Raw genomic sequence first — 24,594 nt, 5'->3', positions numbered from 1 at the left:
GACAAACTATTTGTCTTCTTTTTTATTATAGTCTTGAGCTGCCCAGTGATTAATTGGTCCAAACTTATGTCCAACAGCAATTTCATGTTCAATCGCTGTTGCCGTCACATCGTGGGCAATGCGAATAGCTGTTGCAACGTCTTTCCCCTTAGCAATTTCAGCAGCAATAGCAGCGCTTAAAGTGTCCCCAGTACCATTGATGTGTGTAGTATCAAAATACGGGTGCCTTAACCAAAAATCAGAGCCATCCGCGAGAAGAACATAGTCAGCAACCTCATTTTGGTTATCTTGATTATGCCATCCTTTGACAATAACATTTTGAACGCCCAGAGATTGAATATCTTTTGCAGCAGCTGTCTGTTGCTGTTCATTATCAATAGTACGTCCAGTTAGCAATTGTGCCTCAAAAAAGTTCGGCGTTGCAACTGTTGCCAGTGGTAGAAGTTTTTCTTTTAGTGCCTCAAAGGCCGCTGCCTCTAACAATTGAGCACCATGTTTTGTTGTTATTACCGGATCAACTACTAAAGGACCAAAGTCAAACTGTTTATAAGCTTTTACCACTGCTTCAATTAAGCTAGCATCTGATAACATGCCTGTCTTACTAGCGCGAACTTTAAAATCGTCAGCAAGAACCTCAAACTGTTTGTCAACAAAGTGTAGCGGTAATGTTTCCGCAGCATGAATACCGTATGAGTTACCAGCCACAGCAGCAACTAACACACTCATACCGTATGTTTTTCTAATGAAAAATGTATGCAAGTCTGCCTGCATCCCTGCTGATCCATCTGAATCAGAACCTGCTATTGTTAAAACTTGTGGAAATTCATTTACCATATTAAAACCTCTGCTTTCAAAAAAACAGCCGAAGCTGTTTAACTAAAAATCTTTTTTGTGGTGTGACTAATAACCTGATTATTTAAAAGAAAATACGAAATACCCACTTGAATGGGAAACATAATTAAATTCTTAATGACACGTGGTGTAATAAAGGCTAAAAATGAAGGCCAATCGTGTGCTGTATGATACATCATAACCAACCAAATGGAATTTAAACCAATATTAGCAATTAATAATACCAACCCCACAGCAACACTTACTCGCCACCAGCTTGTTTTGTCATGCTTGAAATAAGCCAGTGAATAAATTAACGCACTAATCATTGCTGTAAAAGTGAATCCCAAAAAGAATGCACCAGGATTAATAATTGTTGCGCCGATAACGTCTAATATTGCCGCAATTAACATAGACCACAATGGACCATACCATTTAGCAATCAGAGACATCGTTACGAATGCAAAGCTTACTTGAAGTACATTAGTGCCGACTGTCAGCCTGCTCAGCACCATGTGAAGTGCCATCAACATCGCCAATAAAACGAATTGGCGCGTATCTAGTTTTGGGAAAACCCACGTTCGTGTTGTATTTTCCATGCTATAGAACCTCCGAGTGGAGTGTTCACCTTATATAGTGGTGAATGTGACTGATGCACCGCACAAACATTCAGTGCTAACACGAAAAAATGCTAGCAATGAATGTTTGTTTCGTCAGCGGCTCACATTCCGTCTCCGCTGCACTTAACGCGCACCAATCTACCCCGATTTTATTTGTCTTATCGACCCAGACATTGTACCATAAAAAAAAACGAACGTTAACGATAATGCTTACAAAACGTTCGCTAAATTAGCTAAATATACTATTCATCAATCCATATATTCACTATTCTGGTAATATTATCTGGGTTGATGGCCCTTTTTGTTCGGATTGTTCAGGTTGCTCTTGTACTAAAAAGCTTGGGTAAAGTGTCAAAGCTTTTTCTTCAAATCCAACAACAGAAGATCCAAGAACACGTGTAACTAGTTCTAACAATCTTTCTTCGAAAAGATCCTTATCAATTTCCTCAATTTCAGGTTTCAGAGACTGTTGATACATATTCATATGTAAGTTGGGAACCAATGCATATTCACGGCCAATTAGGCCAGCCCATTCCTCAAACAATTCATTAGGAATTTCTTCCTCTTCAGCATGCGCTAGGGGCATAAAGTTAACGCTAAATGTGTTAACCGACTCTCCTTCCTCATCAAACTGTTCCTGTGTGATTTCACCATTCGTTAATTCTTTAGCGTATTCAAAGTCAAAAGCTCGCCGTTCGTCAAAAATATGAATAAAACCAGCAGTTGCTTGTGTAGCATCATCTGAATCAACAACACGCAAAATACGATCGCGTTGGCCATTAAAAAGTTGTTGTGTATAATATGACATGATTTTCTCCAATATTCTTGTTACTATATTCTAACATATTACGATATTAAAAAAGAACGTCCACAGACGTTCCAATATGCTTGGTGTTTTTACATTTTTTCTTCTAATTCAACATCAGGGTATTTATCGTGGAACCAATTCAAGGCGAATTTATTCTCGAATAAGAATACTGGTTCATCATACCGATCTTTTACTAGTAAATTACGTGATGAACTCATTTTCTCGTCTAATTGTTCTGGCTTTATCCAGCGAGCAACTTTGGAACCAATGGGTTCAAATTGAATTTCAACATTATATTCGTTTTCCATACGGAACTGGAACACTTCAAACTGCAATTGTCCAACAGCGCCAATAATGTAGTCGCCGCCGTTCCATGATTTATAAAGTTGAATTGTTCCTTCTTGAACGAGTTGTTCAATCCCTTTATGATATGACTTTTGCTTCATCACATCCTTGGCAACCACACGGTTAAACAATTCAGGTGTAAATGTTGGCAAATCAGGGAACTGTACAGCTTTCTTTCCAGAGTAGATTGTATCACCTATTTGGAAATTCCCCGTATCATAGACACCAATAATATCACCAGGAACTGCTGTCTGGACATTTTCACGTTCTTCAGCCATAAATTGTGTCACGTTCGAGAGCTTTAATTTCTTGCCATTCCGTTGTAATAACACATCCATACCGCGATTAAACTCCCCACTCACGATCCGCACAAATGCAATACGGTCTCGATGTCTGGGATCCATGTTGGCCTGTATCTTAAATACAAAACCACTGAACTGTGCGTCTTCTGGATTAATTTTTTTGTCATCAACTGTCGTCATCGCTGCTGGGGCTGGTGCATACGTCAAATATTCACGCAAGAATTCTGTTACACCAAAATTAACCAACGCTGAGCCAAAGAATACTTGTGTTAATTGCCCATGAGCGATTTTATCCTCATCAAATGGATTACCCGCATCACGTAACAATTCAATTTCATCCATCGCCTCATCGACGATCTCGGAATGAATTGTGGCATTCTTAAAGGGCACAAGTTGGTCAGCCTGCAAATCATAAATGCCTTGCAGAACCTGGCCGGAGCCGACTGGCCAATTCATTGGGTAAGCTTGAATTCCTAATACAGTTTCAAGCTCGTCAACCAAATCAAGTGCTGGGCGAGCGTCACGATCAATTTTGTTAAAGAACGTAAAGACTGGTATTCCACGCTGTGAGACAATTTCAAATAACTTTTTAGTCTGTGGCTCAATACCCTTGGCGGCATCGACTACCATGACTACTGAATCCACAGCCATCAAAGTACGATAGGTATCTTCTGAAAAGTCCTCGTGCCCCGGTGTATCCAAAATATTGATTCGTTTACCTTCATAGTCAAACTGCAATACAGATGACGTTACTGAAATACCACGTTGTTGCTCAATCGCCATCCAATCAGATGAAGCTAATTTGTTCGACCCACGGCCTTTAACTGTTCCGGCTTCACGAATCACTCCACCATGCAACAATAATTGCTCAGTTAAGGTTGTTTTACCAGCATCGGGATGGGAGATGATCGCAAAAGTACGTCGGTTCTTTAGTTGTTCTTGAAAGTTTTCCATAGTATCTAGTTTACCTGAAAAACAAGCCAATCGCTAGTAACCAATTAAATATTTTTATCCGTTTCACGTGAAACATTTTCCGCTAGATGCTGCTACAAGTCTAAAGAGCGCGTTTAATTTATTTTTGATTAGCCTTTTCATACTCAAAACTGTTGTCAGCAACATTGGCAGCGCTAATACGACTTAAAAATTCTTTCAAACGTGGCGACTTAGGATTATCAAAAAATTCAACGGGTTCATTTTCCTCTACAACTAAACCTTTATCCATAAAAACAACTTTATCAGCCACATCACGGGCAAAAGCCATCTCATGAGTGACGACAATCATCGTTTTCCCTTCATCAGCTAGTTGTTTAATCACCTGCAAAACATCTGCTACTAACTCGGGATCTAACGCGCTCGTCGGCTCATCCAATAAAATAATCTCCGGATTTAAAGCTGCTGCTCTAGCAATTCCTACGCGCTGCGCTTGTCCACCAGACAATTGACTTGGATAATGATTGGCAAATTCCAACAAACCTACTTTTTGTAAGGCTTCCTGCGCTTTTTTTCGAGCTATTTCTTTTGGCTCCTTATGCCCAATAATCAAACCTTCTTCGACATTTTGTATGGCCGTCTTATTAGCAAACAAATTGAAATTTTGAAAAACGAAGCCCATCTTTTGTCGCAACTTTTTAATATCAACAGGCGTTGCCGATTCAATACTTATTTTTTGATCATCAAATTCTATAACACCAGAATCTCCCTGTGTTAGAAAAGCTAACCCTCTTAAAAACGTAGTCTTACCAGATCCTGATGGTCCAAGTAATGCTACTACATCCCCTTGGTTAACTTCAATATCAATTCCTTTCAATACTTCATGTTCATGATACTTTTTTCTGAAATTTCTGACTTTTAACATGCTATTCTCCCTATACAACTGTTCCGCGTAGCTTATGTCGACCTAAGTAACGTTCCAGATATTTAAAAATGATTTGCAGTATCGTTCCTAAGATAAAGTAAATTATAAAAATATCAATATAAGCTTCCGTGTAATCATAAGTATATGAGGCTGCTGTTTTAGCAACCGCCGTTACTTCTTGAACCGTCATCATGAACGCAAGCGAAGTGCCTTTTAAAATGTTTAACGTTAAATTACCAATGTTAGGCACAGCCGAAACCAATGCTTGTGGAATAATAATACGATAATAAGCTTGTATTGGCGTCAATCCAACCATTAAAGCTGCCTCTTTTTGTCCAGGATCAATCGTCAAAATTGCTGATCGAAATACTTCCGATAAATTTGCAACTGCAATTAAAGCAAAAACAATAATGGCATAAATAATGGGATTAGTATCGAACACCTTGACATTCCAGTGTAGTTTTTGGTTAACTAAGACATTCAACAAGCTTGGTAATGTACTATAAAACAGTAAAATCAGTAATACCATCGGCGTGGCCCGCATGAGAGATGTGTATGCGACAACGAGCGGATAAAGTATACGAATTTTTCTAATTTTAATCCATGCCAATAAAAAGCCAAGCGGCAAACCAATGAGCAATGACGCACCGGTAATTAATAATGTTATTGGCACAGCTTTTATAGCCGACCAGAAAGTTTGAATTAAAAATGGTACATTCATGCGACAACCTCCGCAGGATTTGATGCAATTGCACGGCTTTTACCAAGATATCTTTCTAAATACTTCGCGCCTTGCTCAATGATTACAAATAAAATCCAATAAATAATGGCCAACGCTAAATATGTCTCAAGTGAGTGGTGTCCAAAATTCCTAGAAATCAGATTATCACCTGCACCCATCATATCTAGTAGTCCAATGACATATGCCAAAGCTGCATCTTTAATTAATGCGGCGACAGTATTTGCGAAATTGGGTAAGGCGACTACGATTGTTTGTGGTAGGGTTATACGATAAAATGTCTGCCATTCTGATAAGCCCACCATCAATGCCGCTTCACGTTGCCCAGTGTTCACAGATAAATAGGCAGATTTAAACACTTCTGCTAAATTTGACGCAAACAGTAAGGATAACGCGATAATGACGAAAATCGATTTTTGCCAATCATTGATATTAATATTCAAGGATAGCAATAATAATTTAGGTAACCCATAAAAAACTAAAAACAACAAAACGATGGGTGGCGTAGAGCGCAGTACAAAAACATAACCTTGTGACAAGGTTCTCCATATTGGTGATCGACTAAGTTGCCCACTAGCCACCAATGCCCCTAATAAGGAACTAAAAATTATCGATGTAACAATGATGAGTAGCGTTACTGGAAAATAAGGCAGTACCTCACCAAAAACCGATAGGAAAAATTTGAAACTAAATGGTGGCATCTTAACTCCTTAATTCTGAAACTTTATTTATCACCGACAAAGTCCCAAACATTTTCTTTGAAATACTTTTGTGACAACTTTTCCAGCGTACCGTTCTTCTGTAGCTTCTTGATAGCTTGGTCATATTCTTTTGAGAAATTTGAGTTGTCTTTATTGGCACGACTGATAATCGGATAAGTCTTAATGCCCTTGTAGGGTGTGTAGGCCAATTTGTCGGCTGAACTATGGTAAGCGCCACTGCTCTTAACAACTGAATTTTGGTAATTTACCTTCACATCAAAGTAAGCATCATATCGGCCTTCCAATACCCAGTTATATGCATCACCAACAGTAAATTGATCAGCTGATTTTAATGTGATTTTTTCGTTAGGGTGTTTTTTGTTCCACTCCTGTACTACTGCGTATTGACCATTCTGTGGTGAAATTGGTACCAACTTACCTGACTTCTTTGCAAACTCGGCAAATGACTTATAGTTATCATCTTTTCGATAAGTGATTCCTATGATAGACGCACCAACCGCTTGCTTGGGTAAGATGTACTTTTTGGCACGTTCTTTTGTCCACCAAGCACCCTTCACCCCAACATCATATTTTCCTGAATCCAAGCCAACTAATAAATCTTCATCTGATGTTGGATGATACTTAAACTTATAATCGGGCAATAGCTTATCAACAGCTTTCAAAACATCAACTTCATATCCTTTTGATACACCGTTTTTCACATAATCATATGGCACATAGTTTTGTGTATGTGCCACATTAATTGTTCTTACTTTTTTGGCTGCTGCCTTGTTGCTGTCTGCATTAAGATGACGTATAGTCAAACCACCACCAATAATGACAACGGCTACCGCAGCAGTAATAATCCCTTTTTTATTTACCATTCTCTCTTCTCCTCGTTACACAACGTTTTCATGTACGGCGGCAATCGCCCACTTCAAATGATCCACAGGAATATCGCGGGGAACAGTGCAATCCGCACCGATAATAACACGCTTTTTATCAACGTTGGACAATAATCCTTGTACAGCCGCTTCTATTTCGTCTTTAGACCCGTTGTATAATACATCATCTGTTGTATTACCAAATCCGCCCAATACAACTTTGTCTTTAAATATTTGCTGTCCCTGTTGGAGGGAAATACCTTCCACTGTCACTGCCCAATTGACAATTGGCAAGTCATAGTCTATAAACCACTCTAAGTGGTTACTTGTACCGCTGAAACCACAGATATGAAGAATGCTAATATCACTAACAGACTTAATTGCATCTATAACACTTAAATCAACATTCTTTTGTATACCATCAAACAATTCTTTAGTATATTTTGAACTCTGTAATTCTTGTGTACTGTAATAGACTCCATCAGCACCACCATCTACTACAACCGCCTTTACTTGCTTGATAATGTTCTTAGCTAGAACATTTAGAATATGCTTAATTTCCTCCGGGTATTGAATAAACAGTTCGGTTAAGCGTTCATCGCCCTTGGCAGGCAACTCACTTTCTGCATCATAGAGTGCCCACTTTAAAATCGTCACTGGTGAAAAGATATTATAAAAACCTCTACGCTGACCAATAACTTTTTTCTGCTCTTGCACTAATTTGACTTGTTCAGTAAGCCAAGGATCATCATCTTGTATCTCTTGAATTTTACTTAAATTATCAATATTTTTAGGATCAGTGACATTGTCAAAAGGAACATTAAAATAACCGTCACTCATTAACTTCACAAAATCTGGACGTAAGTCGTCAACATATTCCTTATGTCCTTGAATATTAATCGTAGCAATTGTTGGATTTTCTAATGCGTCGACGGTTTCATCATCAGCGAAATGGCGCCAAAAACTAACCGGTATTTTTTCTGTTGAATCTAATAATACATTTTGTTGATTACTCATAAATTTTCAAACCTTCACTTTCCTTTTGAACTGCTTCTATCGCCCACTGTAGATGTTGAGGATCAATATCCCGGGGAACCGTACAATTAGCACCAATAATTAAATTATCGGCACCAGCTTCCTGAACTAAACGTTTAGCAAATTGTTGTATTTCAGACTGTGTTCCTCGATACAAAACATCTTTCGCGGTGTTACCAAACCCACCAAGAACAATTTTCCCTGGGAAGATCTCTTTGCCCTCATGTAAAGATATGTCTTCCGTATCAACCGACCAGTTAACAATTGATGCCGGATAATTTTCAAACCATGAAATTGCATTTCTGGCGCCGCCATTACCACAAATATGTAAGATATTTGTATCTGACAATTGATTTGCTGCCTTTAGAACTTGTTTATCAGTCGCAGCGACAAATTCATCAAAATCGGCATGTCCTAGCCGTGTATCCTGAATAACTTGCGTACTATAATAGATCCCATCGGCACCAGCATTGACCGCAGCCTTCACCTGCTTGATTACATCTAGTGTAATCACCTCTAATGCCTGACGAACATTTTCGCTATCTGTCAAAATAATATCAGCAAGCTTTTCATCGGCTTTACTTTTATCGTAGTGTCCATCTGGATTTTTAACTAGTGCCCATTTAAGTAACGTCGTTGGTGAAAAAACATTATAAAATGAAGCTCGCTCACCGATGACCTGCTTTTGCCGTCTAACTAAATCTGCTGTTTTTATCAACCATGGATGATTATCCGCTATTGGTGATAAATTAGCGTAAACTACCCTTTTATCATCAGCATCTTGGTAATTAAATTCGTAATGAAACAGGCCGTCGCTCATTAATTTCACAAAATCTGGTGAGGTTGTCTCAACTAACTTCTTAGTACCTAAAATATTACCTTCAATAATCTCAGGATTTTTAAAAGCATCCAGCTCTACACCTGAGGCTGCCGAAAAATGATACCAAAAACTCGCTGGAACGTAGTTGTAATTATTAGTAAAGGATAATTTTCCCGTGCTTTCCATGTGATCTCCTTAATGATATTAATTTAAAGTTAATAAACAGAATCACATTCGGCTATGAGCTATGCCTAAGCCCTTTAATCTAACTAATATATTTTTAGTTAACAAATAGCGCATATCAATTTCTCCTTTATTTCATACAACAAAAAAACGCAGCCTTGAATAATCAAAGCTGCGGGACGAAGTTACCGTGTTACCACCCGTTTTCTGCATACTATCACTAGTACACACTTACCAAGTACAGAAAAGACAATGCTTTCGATACTCTGACACTGTAACGGGTGTACCCGAATGATATTTACAAACCTTATTGCTCACATCACTATTAACTCCAAGACCATTTTCCTAGCCATCCTGATACTAACTTTCACCAAACATTAGCTCTCTATACAATCATTTTGACAAGTACTTATCTTTTCAACGTTATATGTTGAACTAATTATATACTATGCATTTTCTCATGTCAATCACTTTTTATTTTAATTTTAAATATTTTTTTATGAATAAAAATATGAAACAAAAAAGCACAAGCCATTGCCTGTGCTTTTTATTACCCCACGATGCCAAGAATACCGAAAACTAAGAAAATAGCGCCTATAATAATTCTATAGTAACCGAATACCTTGAAATCATTATTCTTAATATAGTTCATCATAAACTTAATAGCAAACCAAGCAACAATCCAAGATACGATGAAACCAACAAGCATTACTATGCTTTGCATGCCCGTGAATGAACCACCATCTCTAAAGAATGAACCCATCTTAAGGAAAGTCACACCGAACATAACCGGAATTGACAAGAAGAATGAAAATTCTGCAGCCACGAATCGCGATGCTCCTAAGATAATAGCACCCAAGATAGTTGCTCCCGAACGTGATGTACCGGGAACGATTGATAGCACTTGAAACAAACCAATGTACAATGCTAGTTTAAAAGTAATTTGGTTTACATTAGTAATTACCGGTACAATGCTTTTTTGACGGTTCTCAATCACAATAAACGCAATACCATAAATGATAAGTGTTGCTGACACAACCCAGAAATTCATCAAATGTGCATCCATAAAGTCATTTAATGCAAATCCAAACACAATGGCTGGTAATACACCAACGATTACTCGAATCCACAAACGCCAAGTTTGGAATTTTTCATGATCTGTTTTTTTAGATGAAAACGGATTCAACTTGTCGAAGTACAATTGAATAACCGCAAAGATTGCTCCCAATTGAATCGAATAATCAAATACTGAACTAAACGCCTTCGTCCAAACGTTGCCACTAGGAATTTTCATCAATGCTTCTGCTAAGATGATATGTCCAGTTGAAGAGACTGGTAAAAACTCCGTCAGGCCTTCAATGATACCAATAATTATTGCTTTGATAAGATCAAACATGCTAATAGAGCGTGAACAAATGGTGCAAAAATCCACGCATCTCCTTCCAATATAGAATATATTCATTTTATCATACTTAGCTATTGCATTTTGTATTTTCACATGGTATTATATTTGATGTTGTGAAACACGACATTATGGTCAGCTAGCTCAGTTGGTAGAGCAACGGACTCTTAATCCGTGGGTCCAGGGTTCGAGCCCCTGGCTGACCACTATTAAACCACTAAACAATTGTTTAGTGGTTTTTTTGATTTGATAATTACTAGTTGAGAAAACGTAGTATATTTTCAACCTAAAAGTTCCTATGATAAATACACCTCTGTCCGTGTATTTAAAATAAGAACCTTACAAACTTCTTTTTCAATTAAGAACTGATTTTACGCTGATAAGCAACTAATTTGTGTGATATTTCTGCAGTTGAACGATATGCCGTTTGATAAATGCTGTATATTTGCTGATACTTCAAAACATTTTCTGCCTTCGGTTCGTAAACCATTCCAAACGATAGGAAGGATTGCGCAGCTTCTTGCACACTGTCAAACCAGCCCAATCCTGTGGCTGCGATTATCGCGGCGCCTAATCCCGGTCCCTGCTCATTTTCTAGCGTTGTGACCCGCTTTCCAAATATGTCAGCTTGTATTTGTAACCATAGTGGTGACTTTGCACCGCCACCAATGGCAATAATCGTGTCAAAGTCAACCCCTTGTTGGTCATAAATTGTCATAATATCCTTGAAGCTAAAGATTATGCCTTCCAAAACCGCACGGATAAAGTCGCCTCGTTGATGTTTGCGATCAAGTCCTAAGAAGCTTCCACGGATATCTGCATCAGGATATGGTGTTCGCTCACCTGATATATAAGGTGTAAACAATAAACCATTGGCACCTACACTTGATTGTTCAGCTTCACGTAACCATGCTGAAAAGCTTTGTGTTTCACCAAAAACACGCTTAAACCAAGAATTGGCGTCACCAGCTGCTAACGTCACGCCCATGGAATAATACTTGTTAGGAATAGCATGATTGAAGAAATGAATTTCTCCATGATAGTCTATATCAGCATTATCTTCAAACTTTGCAACCACACCTGACGTTCCAATGGAAGACATGACCATGTTTGATTTGAGCAAACCCGCTCCAATTGCCCCAGCGGCGTTATCAGCCGCCCCACCATATACTTTAGTTTGTGTCATCAATCCGGAAAATGTCGCGTAAGATTCTGAAATATGACCAGCAAAATCAGTTGACGCAATGAGATCAGGGAAAAAAGATGATGGTAAGTCAAACGCTTCTGCAATATCTGTTGACCAGCACTTTTTAGTAACATTTAAGACAACCGTTCCAGCTGCATCAGAGTAATCCATGGCTAATTTACCAGTCATACGATATCGTAAATAATCTTTAGGTAGTAAGAAAAGATCCGCTTGCTTAAAAATTTCTGGCTCCTCCTCCTTAACCCATAAAATTTTTGGTAAAGTAAAACCTTCTAGAGGATAGTTTCTGGTAATATCAAGAAATTTTTTACCTAGTTTATTCTTAATTTCCTCTACTTGTGCGCTGGTACGTGTATCATTCCATAAAATTGCTGGTCGCAGTACCTGATGGTTTTCATCTAGCAAGACAAGCCCATGCATTTGCCCAGAATAAGAAATTCCTTCAATCTCTGTTGGCGCAATATGATCTTTTAAAATCAGATTAACAATTGCAACAGTTGTTCCATTGACCCAATCTTCAGGATTTTGTTCTGACCAGCCAACTTGTGGTTGTGTAACAGGATAATCAAAGCTTTGTTGTGCAACAATGTTCCCTCGCCGATCAACCGCTGATACTTTCACTGCTGAGGTACCAAGATCAATACCAAGCACTACCTTTGTCATGTCTAGCCTCCACTTTCTGTTCATCTTTACTAAGATAACTCAACACAGTTCACCTGTGTTATGTACAAGACCAGTTTAAACTAGTCTCTTTTGAAAATATTTATACTACTCGTACCAATTTGAATGTCTTAAGACACATTCAAATCTTAAGATCCAAGTACAGAAAAAATGTAATTATTCAATGTTTGTTTGATTCGTTCTTGGCGACCTGACTTGAGGGTTGCGTTGATTTCTTCATCTGTTTTATTTTCAATATAGGTGGCCAATTCTTTTAAGGTAACTTTCCCAGCTTCAAAATCAGCGCCAATACCCGAATCAAATGAAGCATACCGCTCTTTCAGAACATTTTCAATCACTTGGTCATCAATTAGCTTAGCAGCAACTTTCAAGCCAGCAGCATAAGTATCCATACCAGCAATATGCGCGTAGAACAAATCGTCAGCTTGGAAACTTTGACGGCGTGCTTTCGAATCAAAATTCAAACCACCAGTTGGTAGACCCCCGTTTTTCAAGAATTCATACATTACTAAGGTCGCCTCATAAACATCATTTGGAAATTCATCAATGTCCCAACCAGTGAGCTTATCACCCATGTTAGCATCTAATGACCCTAACAAACCAGCCTCTCGCGCAAATCTCACTTCATGCTCATACGTGTGACCAGCTAAGTAGGCGTGATTGCCTTCCAAGTTCAACTTGAATGTATCCTCTAATCCATAAGTTTTCAAGAAAGCAATTGTTGTTTGCACATCAAAATCATATTGATGCTGTGTTGGTTCTTTGGGCTTGGGTTCAATCAAGAATTGTCCCTGATAACCAATTTCATTTGCATAATCCTTAGCTAGCTTAAAGAATGCTGCAATATGGTCTAATTCACGTTTGGTGTCAGTATTTAATAGAAAGTCGTAGCCTTCTCGTCCGCCCCAGAAAACATATGATTCTGATCCTAAGCGCTTGGCAATATCTAATGAATGCTTAATTTGTCCAGCTGCGTAAGCGAACACCTCAGCAAATGGTGTAGTTGCGCCACCAGCCAAAAAACGTTTATTCGTAAATAGTGATGAAGTATTCCATAAAAGTTTTTTACCTGTTTCATGCATTTTTTGTTCAATTTTGTCAATAACTTGATCTAAATTTTTATTTGTTTCGGCAAGTGTATTCCCTTCAGGTGCAAGATCACGATCATGAAAGGCAAAGTAATTAACGTCAGTTTTTTCCAAAAACTCAAACAAATAATCAACCTTCGCTAATGCTTGCTCCATTGAATCTGGTTTACCTTGATTGTCCCACGGCCGGACTGCTGTTCCTTCACCAAATGGGTCTACTAAGCGTTGATCCATTGTATGCCAATAAGTCACTGAAAACTTTAGCCAGTCACTCATTTTCTTACCTTTAACTACTTCATCTGGGTTATAATAATGAAATCCATCACCCGCTTGTAACGATTGTGTTCCTACAAATGTTACTTGGGGAAAATCAAAAAGTTCTGCCATTGTACTTATCCTCCTGTATTAATTTATACAATTATCATAGTTGGTTACACCAACCAACTATGATAATTGTATACGCTTTCATTAATTTATGCAAGCTTATTAACTAGGTCCACTAACGTAACAATTATAAAAAAGCAGGGACAGCGTAGTTACTGTCCTGCTTCACAAAAAGATTATAGCCTAAAACTAAGCGACAAACCGTCTAAATCTAATACTTCTCTGGCAATGCTCGATGCCCCACCTAATAATGTTGCATCGTATACTGAGTGATTTGCAAATAATATCTCGGACTGATTGATTGGATTTAACATTTGATAAGCCACAATCACGCGCTCTAATAAGTCAGGCATTTCAGCAATAAAACGTGAATGAATGAATAAAGCTTCCGGTGCCAGTGTTTGCACTAAATTAAATGCCACTCGTGAAATACCACGAACCCACTCATCAAGCAACAAACTAACAGTCTCTGGTTGTTCTTTTCTCAGTTGAATAAATCGATCCCTATCTTGAACAATCAACCCAGTTCGTTCGGCAGTTCTTCGTAACATAGCATCTTCAGAATATAAATCTTCAATTCTAACTGTCTCACCTGTACTTGTTTCAATCACACTACGACCTATCTCACCGGTTCGACCCTGTATCCCTCGATACAACTCACCATTAATTATAATCCCAGCGCCAATCCCATAGTGAATGTTTAAAACAACCATATTATTATAATGATCAGACTTGCGATAATCATGATAATCGCGCATATAGGTGGCCGCAAAATTGGCTTCGTTTTCCAAAACCGCACGTACGCCACTGACGTTTTCAAGTTCTACTGCCATGTCTAGTTGTGAGTAATCGAAAAAAGGGGAATATTGTACCTTGTTATTTTCAACGACACCATGGATACCAACTGATATTCCCATCAGCCCGTTCAAGGTACCATTTTTATTATTCTTATACTTTTTAATCTGAGATATCATTAGCTCAGTTACTTGTAATACGCTCATGCCGTCCACAGCAGTATTTTGTTTCATAATCACTGCTCCACCAACCTGAACCAGTGCTGTCCGCAAATGATGTCGCCCCATATCAAAAGAAATGACGTACCCATAACGTCGATTAAACCGAATCAGCTTTGCTTTACGGCCTCCTGTCTCGGAAGTTTCACCATCACCAAGGCTTTCAATAAAGCCTTTCTCATCCAAATCGCGGTAAATAGAGCTGATTGTCGATTTATTTAAGTTTAAATCAATAGCTAATTGCGCCCGGGATGTTTCGTCAGCATTAAAAAGCGCTTGTAAAACTAAGCGCTGATTATGATCACGAATAGTTAGATGATCTGACTTTTTCATCTGAAATGCCCTCAAATAGTTTTCTATTAGTTTTAACAGTACCTCCATTGTACGGTAACCGACACATGCTTTCAAGTTGGCGTCCAAACACCGGAATATGAAGCAATGAATGTTTAAACTAAAAAACCTATGCGCATCAGTACAAAATATTTGCTTGATGCGCATAGGTTTAATGAGTAAAAATTCAGAATACGTATGAGTTCAGCTATTTTATCCCAACATAGTCACTCTCCAGATAGCCTTTTGCATGGGCTTTTGATCTCAAGTCTGATTCGATAGATTCTAATGAACGATTACGAGTCTCGATTGTAAATTTAGCAATAAACCAAATAGCAACAAAGCACAAAACACCATAAATGATAAAGAGCTTAGCAATCCCTTGCCCCTCTGCATTAATAGCATGATCTGGTGTAAAAGCGATTAAAAGCATAGGAAATGACTGTGACACAGCAAAATTAGCTGTCCAGTTTATAACGGCACCAAACGAGTTACCAAGTCCACGTATATTAAGTGGAAATGCCTCTCCTATCATAACCCACATAACTGGTCCCCAAGTAGCCGAAAAGAAAGCAATATAGAGCGTCAAAGCAATGACACATATCCATGAACCAACATTACCATTTCCCGCTCGAAGAACAAGCATCGCTGTTGACATCGTTAACAGCGATGCACCCATACCAATAGCACCATAGGTTAGCATTTTCTTTCGATCTATTTTATCCATTATTTTAACCGCAATGGCGGTAACAATCACGTTAAATAATCCGATAACAATATGTGATTGGAGTGCAAAATGTTCACTAAACCCCGCAGAAATGAATATTTTTGGTGCGTAATATAATACGGTGTTACATCCCATAACCTGTTGAAAAATGGCCAGTCCTAAAGCCATTATTAACACTGGCCGTGCCATGGGACCAAATAGTTCCTTGAAACCACCGGAAGGTGTATTCGCTTGTAGTTTAATATCATATAACTCTTCTTCTACAAGTTTTGCGTTTGGATTCATGGTTGATAAGACCTTTTGGGCTTCACTCATTTTTCCTTGTTTGACTAGGAAACGTGGCGACTCTGGAAGCGAAAGACCGCCGATAAATAACAGGGCAGCCGGCACTGCTGCTAATCCAAGCATCCAATGCCATCCGACATTTTGATTGAGTCCTAACCATCCACTTGGAGAAAGCCATTCATTTGAAACATAGGCAAGAAATATTCCCGTCATGATCATTAATTGAAATAAGGTTCCTATTCCGCCACGTTTGTCTGCAGGAGATAATTCTGCCAGATAAGTTGGAATCAATGCTGAAGCCGCTCCAACTGCGATACCCAACAATACCCGCGAAGTGACCAGTAGTGTGTAATTAAAACCAATTCCAGATCCCAAAGCACCTACAAAGAAAATTATCGCTGCTGATAAAAGAAGTTTTTTCCTGCCTAGTTTATCAGACATTGGACCTATAATTGCGGCACCAAGAATGGCACCAAGCAATACAGATGCCGTAATGAATCCATCTTCAAAAGATCCTGTCTGAATTTCTAATTCTTTTCCGATGAATAACATAGCACCAGATATTACACCCGTGTCATATCCGAATAGGAGGCCACCAAGGGCTCCAAAAAAATAAATAAAATTATTTGAGATAGGTTTACGTTTCAACATGATTTCTCCTTACTTTTATTTTTATATTGGAAGCGCTTACAACAAATACATTATACAACCGTTAGTTTATTTACGCAACCAACTAACTTTAATAAAGTAATCATTATTTTGAAAATAGTCATAAAAAAAAGCCTAACGGCTTTTACAAAGAAATGTAGATACTAGCAAACATTAATCCAGCGCCACCTAAGACGAAGAGATGCCAATAAACATGACCCATTGGAATTTTAGGAATAAGATAAAAAATAGTTCCCGCCGAATAGGTCAAGCCTCCAGCAACAAGTAACCAGAAGGCGGTATGCGACAAAACGCCCCAAAGAATAGGCATTGCTAGAATAATCAACCACCCCATGACCAGATAAATCGTCACCGATACCCAAGGCCATCGTCCAACAAAAAATAAATCATAAACAAATCCGGCAATCGTCATTGCTAAAATAGCGCCCCAAATAGTCCAGCCAACCCAGCCCTTAATCAATAACCATGTGTAGGGCGTGTAACTACCTAAGATAACAAGATATATGCCTGCATGGTCAAAAAATTGAAAGATTTTTGCCGCACGGGTAAACACGAGCGAATGAAATAGCGTTGAGGCAAGTAGAAAAAAACCAACCGTACTAATATAGATGATAACCGCAGTTAAAGTCAATGCGGTAACTGGTTTGCTCAACACATGAATCATCAACATTACACCGGCAATCACAGCTAAAATGAACCCAAATCCGTGCGTGACCGCGTTGAGCACTTCATAAACAATTTGAAAACGTCTTGATCGTTGCATTAGTAAACCCCGTAAATTATTCTATTCTTAATTATACAATAAAACCAGCACCAATTTTGGTTGATACTGGTTTTTATTACCGATTAAATTAAATCTTCCCAATCACGTGCCCAGATTACACCCATGGCGCCATCGCCTGTATGTACGCCAATAAATGCACCAATCACACCACGTTCAAATTTAACGGTAGGATATTCAGACTGTAAATCTTTCAACCATTTATCGCCTAACTTCGTGTTATTACCATCAATTACATAGGCCCGAACAGGATAATCAGCTTCTGCTAATGACTCACGTAATGGTTCTTTTATTTCTTTTAAAGCCCCACTCATCTTGCGTGCCTTGCCAACAGCTCCGATTTTCCCTTCGTCTTGAACATCAATGGACAAAATTGGTTTGATATTCAACAAACCACCAATTAAAGCTTGGCCGCGTGATAAGCGACCTGTGCGTTGTAAATGTGAAATATCATTGACAACGAAGCGAACGTCAATGGTTGATCGTAGTTGTTCTAATGATGTAATAATTTCATCAAGTGAACGGTTTTTCTCCGCCATGGCAGCTGCTAATATAGCTTGCACACCGGCACCCATTACTGCTATTTTTGAATCCCACGCGCGAACTTCATCCATACCGTCATATGATTGCGCAATTGCATTAGCTGTTTGATAGGTGCCTGAAATACCAGATGAAAGCGTAATCAAAATGGCCTGATTGTAACCGGATGCTTTAGCTAAGTTCAGCGCTTCTTCCCAATCGCCAGGGGCCGGTTGAGATGTGGAGGCCAATTGCTTTTTTTCTTGCATCATTTTAACAAGTTCACCCAAACTATGAATATCCACAGTCTCCTTGTAGACTTCATCCCCAAAAATAATGGGATCATTCACTTGAAAAATATGATACCGGTTGCGAATAGCTACTGGCATTGCCGAAGATGAATCAATAATAACTGCTATTTTACTCATTATTTTGTCCTCATTAATATGTTCAACTTAATTTGGTATTCTTTCATCATATCGTGATTAGCGCAGTACCTGCACTAAAGAAAATCATACCAAAAATGATTTGCCAAGCTAAGTACCAAGCTTGTTGGCCACGAGTGTATTGACCGCTTTGTGTCATCATCGTACTAAAAGTCGTTAGCCCCGCAATTACACCCGTCGTCCAAAAGCTATGCATCGCGTAGGTTGCGCCTGTAGCCATAAGATAACCTAGCGCGAAACTGCCAACCATATTAACAATGAATACGGCAGTAAAGTATTTCGACTTAGCTGGCCACGTATTCAGAACAATATACCGCAGCATTGTACCTAATGCCGAACCAATGGCTACCCCTAGTATTGTCATACATGTGCCTCACCGATCTTGTTGCCAAAGTAGTTACCCAATTTTAACATGATAAGACCACCACCAAGAGTTAATATCATATAAACTAAAGCATTGGCTACGCTAATGAATAACTGTTGATGTACTTGCCAAATCATGGTGCTAAATGTCGTGAATCCACCTAAAACACCAGTACCAAGGAAAGACTGCCACCGCTCTAACCGACTGCGATGACTCGCTAGATAGGCACCCAACATTGCTAATAGCAAAGTACCAAGCCAATTAATTAACATCGTCATTACTGGCATTGGTCCAATTATTGGAACTAATCCCAAAAGATACCGCGTAGCCCCACCAATGGCACCGCCAAGTCCGGTAACTAATAGTTCAGTTAGAAAATTCTTCTGATTTTGCATACCCTCTATTTTAGCAATTTTATGCTTATTCAGCAAAATTTTTAACTGTTATAAATTTATCATGAACATTGAAAAAGCAACTACTTAAATTAGTAGTTGCTTTTTTTCACGCCATCATTTAATTTTACTAAAGCATTTCAATATTTTCTTATGAATTAAACCGCGATAACAAAAATGGTGAGAGGTCAAAATCCAATTTTTCATTTAACGCTTTGGCAACCAATATTTCGCCTAACACACTAGCAAATTTAAAACCATGACCACTTAATCCTGAAACAAACTGAATATTTTTCTTTCCTGGCAAATCGTCAATGATAAAGTGTTCATCCGGTGACAAATCATAACTGCAGGCCACACCATGATCCAAGTTGCCAACAGTTTTCAGGACACTGTTTAACAAAGGTTCTATTTCTGTTCTATCCTCATTAAGGGCATCGAAGTCAAGTCGTTCTTCTCGCTTCGTGATATATTGCCCTCCCTGGTGTCGACCTATTTTAATGAGCCCTTTATTGGCTGGAAAACCGATCTCTTCTGCCAGCTGTTTTGGTGCTTCAAACCACGAAACAACTTTTCTAACTGGCTGAATGGGTAGGTTGGGTATCAGATCTTTAACCCAAGTACCAACAGTTATAACAGCCGATTTCCCTATAAATGTACCTGCATTTGTGGTCACATGAACAAATCCATTATCATCATTATCAACCGAAATGACCTGCGTGTTAAATTGTTCATGAGCGCCCAACCGTTTAGCTTCTTTAACATACGTATCAATAGCTAGTTCTGATTTCAAATAGCCAGAGTTCTTTTCTAAAACCGCCCTGAATTGATCAGGTATTGTAAATTGTGGCCACTTTTTTCTGGCTTCAGAAGCATCATATACTTCGATCGGTAACTCATATTTTTCAGCAGAAGTTATGATATTATTTAAAAAGCTCGATTGCTTAGGTGCTATATTCAGCACTCCTGTTTGATGAAATATGTCAACTTGTGTGTCTCTTTTTAGTTCGTTCCATAGTTCTTGCGCACGCAATACAAGAGGTACGTAAGATGAACCTTCACCATAAGCATGGCGAATCATCCTAGTTTCGCCATGGTGTGATCCATTAGTATGTGGCGGTGTGGCGGAATCAATTTCCAAAACACTTAACCCTCTCTTAGCGGCATAATAACCAGTGCTAGAGCCAACAGAACCAGTTCCTATAACAATCAAATCATAAATTTCAGCCATGTTAACTCCTTACTTTTGGAAATTCTAATGATAAACTAGTCAGCTAAATAAGAGACAGACTTTTGAACTTCGATTTTAGTACCATCAAACTTTTTGTTAATATATTTTTGAGCTGCTTTACTATGATACAACTTAACTAACTTTTTAAATTTAGCATTATTCTTATTCTTTTCTGCTGTGGCAAGAATATTAATATTGTCCTTTGTTGATTGGTTAATTTTTTCGTAGTAAAGTGAATCTTTCAAAACATTCAGTTTGCCTTCCAATGCGATTGTATTTCCAATAAGTGCAGCGGCAATCGAATTGTCTTTAATCACTCGTGGCCCGGTCGTATCATCAATTTCTTTAAACTTGAAGTTGTGTGGGTTGTTTTTAATGTCATTAACGCCAGAAAGACTACCAAAATTATCTTTTAATGTTATTAATCCTGCTTTTGCCAGCAGTTTCAATCCACGTGCCGTGTTAGCTGCATTGTTAGCAATAGCAATTGTTGAACCATCTGGAATATCGTCGATAGAATCATATTTTTCAGAGTAAATGCCCATAGGCTCTAAGTATGTCGTCCCTAAAACACTCAACTTGTTCGAACTATTATTCTTGTTATAAGCCACAAAATATGCGTATGATTGAAAGGCATTAACATCCACTTTCCCTTGTGCAGTCGCTGCATTTAGTGAAACCCCATCAGTGAAGTTCTTAACCTTGATAGTGATATTTTCTTTTTTGGTTTCTGGTAGTTTTGCAATATATTCCCAAATTTGGGCATCCGATCCTATTGATCCGACCGTCACTTCCGTCTTATCGGTTGTTTGCGCCGTGTTTCTATGAATAATCACACCTGCTACAATAACAATTCCTGCCACAACAGCTGCTATAACTACCGTTTTCTTTTTTACCATCTCAAATTCTCTTTCCTGTACTTTTTATTAGAATTACTTACAAAACATCAATGAAATCTCATACCACCATCAATTAAAATCGATTGCCCAGTAATATACTTTGCCTGCTGTGAAACCAAAAATGATACAACATCGGCTACATCATCAGGCAAAGCCGCTCTTCCTAACGCAATTTCATTGACAACACTTTGCCTTTGAATCTCAGCTGTTGTGTTTTTAATTTGTGCTGTTCGCTGATCAATATAATCGCGCAAAGGTGTAATAACAATACCCGGATCATAAGCATTTACAGTGATATTATATTTTGCGAGTTCTTTTGCCGCAGATTGACCTAATCCTCTAATGGCAAATTTGGAAGCTGAATATGCGCCTTGTAGTGCAGATCCTTCCACTGCAGCCAGTGAAGCAGCATTGATTATCCTTCCGCCACTCCCTTGCTTTTTCAACTGTTTTGCAGCCGCCTGGATTCCCCAAAAAGTGCCCTTAAGGTTAACATCAAACAACCGCTCAACTTTTTCCGGATCACTATCGATAATGCTATCAATGTAGGCAATCCCTGCGTTATTAACAAATACATCTAGACGCCCAAAATCAGCTACTACTTTATCAACCAAATCAAAAACTGATTTTCGATCAGCAACATCTAAAACATAATATTTGGCTTGGTTTTCCTTAATAGCGTTGATACTATCACTCACATATTTAGCACTAGATTCATCAATGTCGACTACTGCAACGTAATAATTTTCTGTCGCGAGTCTCTCAGCAATTGCTTTTCCTATTCCTCTACCACTGCCTGTAATAATTGCTACTTTCTTTGACATTTACTACTCCTGTCTCTTTACATAAAGTTTGTATCATTAGCATTGAAAATTTATTCTGAAAAATCAAACTGGGGTACAGGTTTTTTAAAAATACTCGTTTTATATACTAAAATAACGAGTCCAATGATTAACCAAAATAACCCAGTTAATTTTGCTTCAAGAGCTAAACTCAAAAATATCCACAAACTCACTGAAAACCCAATGAAGGGTGACACTAAATACTTTACAAACGACTCAATATTTTTATCGGGACGCTTGATATAAAAATGCCAAATAACAGCTATGTTTAATGACAAAAAACCAAATAGGGCGCCAAAGCTAATTAAATTTGATACTGTGGTTAACGATAATGATAGGGAAAGGGCAACAGATACAATCCCCACAAGTATAATGGCAACCCACGGCGTGTTATAACGGGGATGCAAGTAGGATAAGCGCTTTGGTAAAATACCGTCTCGTCCCATTGAATACAAAATTCTTGATACCGCAGTCTGCCCTTCTTGACCACCCGCCAAACCAAATGATAAAACTAAAGTGAATTCAGCTAAATGCACTAACCAGCTACCACCCACTTTTCCCAAAATAGTTAAAAATGCTGTATCTGGATTTAATTCACTATAATTTGGTGCAACAAACCCTGCAAAGAATGTAACGATGACGAATAATGAGCCGATTAAAATAATTGACAACACAATCGCTTTTCCAATTGATTTAGTTGGATCGTTAGCTTCTTCTGATAAAGTACTAATGGCATCAAAACCTAAATAACTGACAATAACAATCCCAGTCGCTTGAACAACTCCGGACAAATCAAAATGACTAGCATTATAAAACGAACTGACATTAAAACTAACTGTACCATTCGCTAAGGCAACAATAGTCCCCACGATGAAAGCTATTAAAACCACGCCCTGTAACCCAAAAAGTAACCAACTGAATTTCGATACAACTTTAATCCCTAATAAATTGATAACTGTATTAAATATGGCTATGCCTAGAATCCAAACCCAGAAAGGAACAGCCGGCAACAATGACTGACCGAAAGACGCGCTGATAAGATAGGTTATAACGGGAATTAAAATATAATCAAGCGTTATACCCCATCCTGATAGAAAACCTAACACAGGATTTGTTCCTTTTTGAACGTAAGTATACACCGAACCAGAGTAAGGAAACTCACTAGCCATGCTAGCATAACTAAATCCAGTAAATAACATAGCAATCATTCCGATTAGATAAGCTAGCGCCACCATACCATGGGCTGGCGATAGAAATGAACCGTAAAAGGCGATAGGCGCTACTGGGATCATGAATATAATGCCGTAAACAACCAAATCTTTTGTGGAAAGTGATCGTGATAATGTTATTTTATTCTCTGCCATATCAAACCTCCTCGGGAACTATGGCAAATACTCGAGCTGGAAATCCAGGAGATTTTTCAACTTTCGGCACTGATATTGAAATTAAAGCGCCCGTGGCCGGCACTTGGTCCAAATTAGCCAATAGTTCAATTTGATAATGGCCACTACTCAATACATAATATTCACCTTCAAACCCTTTTTCTGGTTGTAAAATGGCAGGGTCAGTATCGAAAGTTTCATGTCCATTTGCTATTGCTTGACGCTCTTCATAAATATATTTAAGTGCTTCCAAAGACCAGCCAGGATAATGATTTTGTAAATTATCATCCTTATTTTCAAATTGTTCTTGTGATGGCCAACGCTTTGACCAGTCTGTTCGTAACGCTACAAAAGCTTTTGGTGGAATGGTGCCATGCTCCTTTTCCCACTGCTTAATATCTTCCACTGTTAAAATATAATCTGCATTACTTGCTACTTCACTTGATTTGTCAATGACTACTAACGGTAGTAAAAAGTCTTTCAGATCAATATCTGAGTCATATACATTCTGATTTTTCTCGAAATGTACCGGTGGATCAATATGCGTACCATATTGACCTGGGAAGGTATACTGTTTCACGAAAAAACCATCATCATGTGTAAAAAGTGTTTCAAATTTTGCGGCAGCGAACGCTGGGAAGTGCGGGCTATCAGGCCCAAATGTATGGGTTAAATCAACCCACTGAAATTCTTTCAATTCTGATAAGATGTTATTTAATTTGTTTGTCATAGACCATTCTCCATTATTTTTTCTACATACGACAATAAAAAAGTCCCATAATCTTTGCCTTGTCTACAAAGATTATGGGACGAAAAACTCGTGTTACCA

Annotated in this window: 24 protein-coding genes, 1 tRNA gene, 1 riboswitch and 2 other annotated features (1 of these 28 cut by a window edge); of the genes, 1 reads left to right on the top strand and 24 read right to left on the bottom strand. The window is 38.4% G+C overall.

Going from position 1 to position 24,594, the window contains the following annotated elements:
• Positions 1-6: 6 nt before the first annotated feature.
• The 11 genes from thiD to RHP56_RS00630 form a co-directional block, all read right to left on the bottom strand.
• The gene (gene thiD, locus RHP56_RS00680) at positions 7-834 is read right to left on the bottom strand and encodes a bifunctional hydroxymethylpyrimidine kinase/phosphomethylpyrimidine kinase (RefSeq protein WP_011679105.1); all 828 of its coding nucleotides are present in this window, start codon (positions 832-834) and stop codon (positions 7-9) included.
• A 38-nt stretch (positions 835-872) separates the two neighbouring features.
• Positions 873-1,430, bottom strand: a complete 558-nt coding sequence (locus RHP56_RS00675; RefSeq protein WP_014324187.1) for a folate family ECF transporter S component — start codon at positions 1,428-1,430, stop codon at positions 873-875.
• A gap of 36 nt (positions 1,431-1,466) precedes the next feature.
• Positions 1,467-1,599: riboswitch (THF riboswitch) on the bottom strand.
• Between the two features lie 117 nt (positions 1,600-1,716).
• The gene (locus RHP56_RS00670) at positions 1,717-2,259 is read right to left on the bottom strand and encodes a hypothetical protein (protein WP_014324186.1); all 543 of its coding nucleotides are present in this window, start codon (positions 2,257-2,259) and stop codon (positions 1,717-1,719) included.
• 89 nt (positions 2,260-2,348) lie between these two features.
• Positions 2,349-3,860 (bottom strand): peptide chain release factor 3, encoded by a 1,512-nt coding sequence (locus RHP56_RS00665; RefSeq protein ID WP_011679102.1) that lies wholly within the window; start codon positions 3,858-3,860, stop codon positions 2,349-2,351.
• A 118-nt stretch (positions 3,861-3,978) separates the two neighbouring features.
• Positions 3,979-4,761, bottom strand: a complete 783-nt coding sequence (locus tag RHP56_RS00660; protein WP_147011347.1) for an amino acid ABC transporter ATP-binding protein — start codon at positions 4,759-4,761, stop codon at positions 3,979-3,981.
• Positions 4,762-4,771: 10 nt separating this feature from the next.
• Entirely contained in the window at positions 4,772-5,482 is a 711-nt protein-coding gene (locus tag RHP56_RS00655; RefSeq protein ID WP_011679100.1) for an amino acid ABC transporter permease, read from the bottom strand.
• The gene (locus RHP56_RS00650; RefSeq protein ID WP_011679099.1) at positions 5,479-6,201 is read right to left on the bottom strand and encodes an amino acid ABC transporter permease; all 723 of its coding nucleotides are present in this window, start codon (positions 6,199-6,201) and stop codon (positions 5,479-5,481) included. Before RHP56_RS00650 ends, RHP56_RS00655 begins: the two co-directional genes overlap by 4 nt.
• Before the next feature lie 23 nt (positions 6,202-6,224).
• Positions 6,225-7,085, bottom strand: a complete 861-nt coding sequence (locus RHP56_RS00645; RefSeq protein WP_011679098.1) for a transporter substrate-binding domain-containing protein — start codon at positions 7,083-7,085, stop codon at positions 6,225-6,227.
• Between the two features lie 15 nt (positions 7,086-7,100).
• Entirely contained in the window at positions 7,101-8,102 is a 1,002-nt protein-coding gene (locus tag RHP56_RS00640) for a uroporphyrinogen decarboxylase family protein (protein WP_011679097.1), read from the bottom strand.
• The gene (locus tag RHP56_RS00635; RefSeq protein WP_462794707.1) at positions 8,095-9,126 is read right to left on the bottom strand and encodes a uroporphyrinogen decarboxylase family protein; all 1,032 of its coding nucleotides are present in this window, start codon (positions 9,124-9,126) and stop codon (positions 8,095-8,097) included. The genes RHP56_RS00640 and RHP56_RS00635 overlap by 8 nt, the downstream gene beginning before the upstream one ends.
• Positions 9,127-9,295: 169 nt before the next feature.
• Positions 9,296-9,553 (bottom strand) — a binding site (T-box leader).
• Positions 9,554-9,673: 120 nt separating this feature from the next.
• The gene (locus RHP56_RS00630) at positions 9,674-10,519 is read right to left on the bottom strand and encodes an undecaprenyl-diphosphate phosphatase (RefSeq protein WP_041775143.1); all 846 of its coding nucleotides are present in this window, start codon (positions 10,517-10,519) and stop codon (positions 9,674-9,676) included.
• 139 nt (positions 10,520-10,658) lie between these two features.
• Between RHP56_RS00630 and RHP56_RS00625 the strand changes: the two genes are divergently transcribed.
• A tRNA-Lys gene (locus tag RHP56_RS00625) sits at positions 10,659-10,731 on the top strand.
• Positions 10,732-10,883: 152 nt separating this feature from the next.
• Here RHP56_RS00625 and xylB read toward each other — a convergent pair.
• The 13 genes from xylB to RHP56_RS00560 form a co-directional block, all read right to left on the bottom strand.
• Complete coding sequence (gene xylB / locus RHP56_RS00620; RefSeq protein ID WP_050884109.1) at positions 10,884-12,395, bottom strand: xylulokinase; 1,512 nt, start codon at positions 12,393-12,395, stop codon at positions 10,884-10,886.
• A 146-nt stretch (positions 12,396-12,541) separates the two neighbouring features.
• Positions 12,542-13,888 (bottom strand): xylose isomerase, encoded by a 1,347-nt coding sequence (xylA, locus tag RHP56_RS00615; RefSeq protein WP_179876368.1) that lies wholly within the window; start codon positions 13,886-13,888, stop codon positions 12,542-12,544.
• 173 nt (positions 13,889-14,061) lie between these two features.
• Positions 14,062-15,231 carry an ROK family protein gene (locus tag RHP56_RS00610; RefSeq protein WP_102753396.1) on the bottom strand — a complete coding sequence of 390 codons (1,170 nt, stop codon included), beginning with the start codon at positions 15,229-15,231 and terminating at the stop codon, positions 14,062-14,064.
• Between the two features lie 205 nt (positions 15,232-15,436).
• Entirely contained in the window at positions 15,437-16,891 is a 1,455-nt protein-coding gene (locus RHP56_RS00605; RefSeq protein ID WP_011679092.1) for a sugar porter family MFS transporter, read from the bottom strand.
• 142 nt (positions 16,892-17,033) lie between these two features.
• On the bottom strand, positions 17,034-17,672 hold the full coding sequence (trhA, locus tag RHP56_RS00600; protein WP_002815718.1) for a PAQR family membrane homeostasis protein TrhA: 639 nt from the start codon (positions 17,670-17,672) through the stop codon (positions 17,034-17,036).
• 83 nt (positions 17,673-17,755) lie between these two features.
• Positions 17,756-18,637 (bottom strand): DegV family protein, encoded by an 882-nt coding sequence (locus tag RHP56_RS00595; protein WP_102753397.1) that lies wholly within the window; start codon positions 18,635-18,637, stop codon positions 17,756-17,758.
• Positions 18,638-18,683: 46 nt separating this feature from the next.
• Positions 18,684-19,019, bottom strand: a complete 336-nt coding sequence (locus tag RHP56_RS00590) for a fluoride efflux transporter FluC (protein WP_102753398.1) — start codon at positions 19,017-19,019, stop codon at positions 18,684-18,686.
• Positions 19,016-19,414 (bottom strand): fluoride efflux transporter FluC, encoded by a 399-nt coding sequence (locus tag RHP56_RS00585; protein ID WP_011679089.1) that lies wholly within the window; start codon positions 19,412-19,414, stop codon positions 19,016-19,018. The genes RHP56_RS00590 and RHP56_RS00585 overlap by 4 nt, the downstream gene beginning before the upstream one ends.
• A gap of 148 nt (positions 19,415-19,562) precedes the next feature.
• Positions 19,563-20,642 (bottom strand): N-methyl-L-tryptophan oxidase, encoded by a 1,080-nt coding sequence (solA, locus tag RHP56_RS00580; RefSeq protein ID WP_102753399.1) that lies wholly within the window; start codon positions 20,640-20,642, stop codon positions 19,563-19,565.
• A 35-nt stretch (positions 20,643-20,677) separates the two neighbouring features.
• Positions 20,678-21,541: a MetQ/NlpA family ABC transporter substrate-binding protein gene (locus RHP56_RS00575; RefSeq protein WP_010284863.1), complete on the bottom strand. Its 864-nt coding sequence runs from the start codon at positions 21,539-21,541 to the stop codon at positions 20,678-20,680.
• Between the two features lie 47 nt (positions 21,542-21,588).
• Positions 21,589-22,365, bottom strand: coding sequence for an acetoin reductase (locus tag RHP56_RS00570; RefSeq protein WP_014324174.1), 777 nt, complete (start codon positions 22,363-22,365; stop codon positions 21,589-21,591).
• A gap of 50 nt (positions 22,366-22,415) precedes the next feature.
• Complete coding sequence (locus RHP56_RS00565) at positions 22,416-23,747, bottom strand: APC family permease (protein ID WP_011679085.1); 1,332 nt, start codon at positions 23,745-23,747, stop codon at positions 22,416-22,418.
• 1 nt (position 23,748) lies between these two features.
• Positions 23,749-24,495: a cyclase family protein gene (locus RHP56_RS00560; protein WP_011679084.1), complete on the bottom strand. Its 747-nt coding sequence runs from the start codon at positions 24,493-24,495 to the stop codon at positions 23,749-23,751.
• A gap of 72 nt (positions 24,496-24,567) precedes the next feature.
• Positions 24,568-24,594 (bottom strand) — a binding site (T-box leader) (it continues 222 nt past the right edge of the window).

The organism is Leuconostoc sp. C5, from assembly GCF_056530425.1.
Note: the sequence above shows the minus strand (reverse complement) of the source record. Positions and strands in the feature narration are given on the sequence as shown.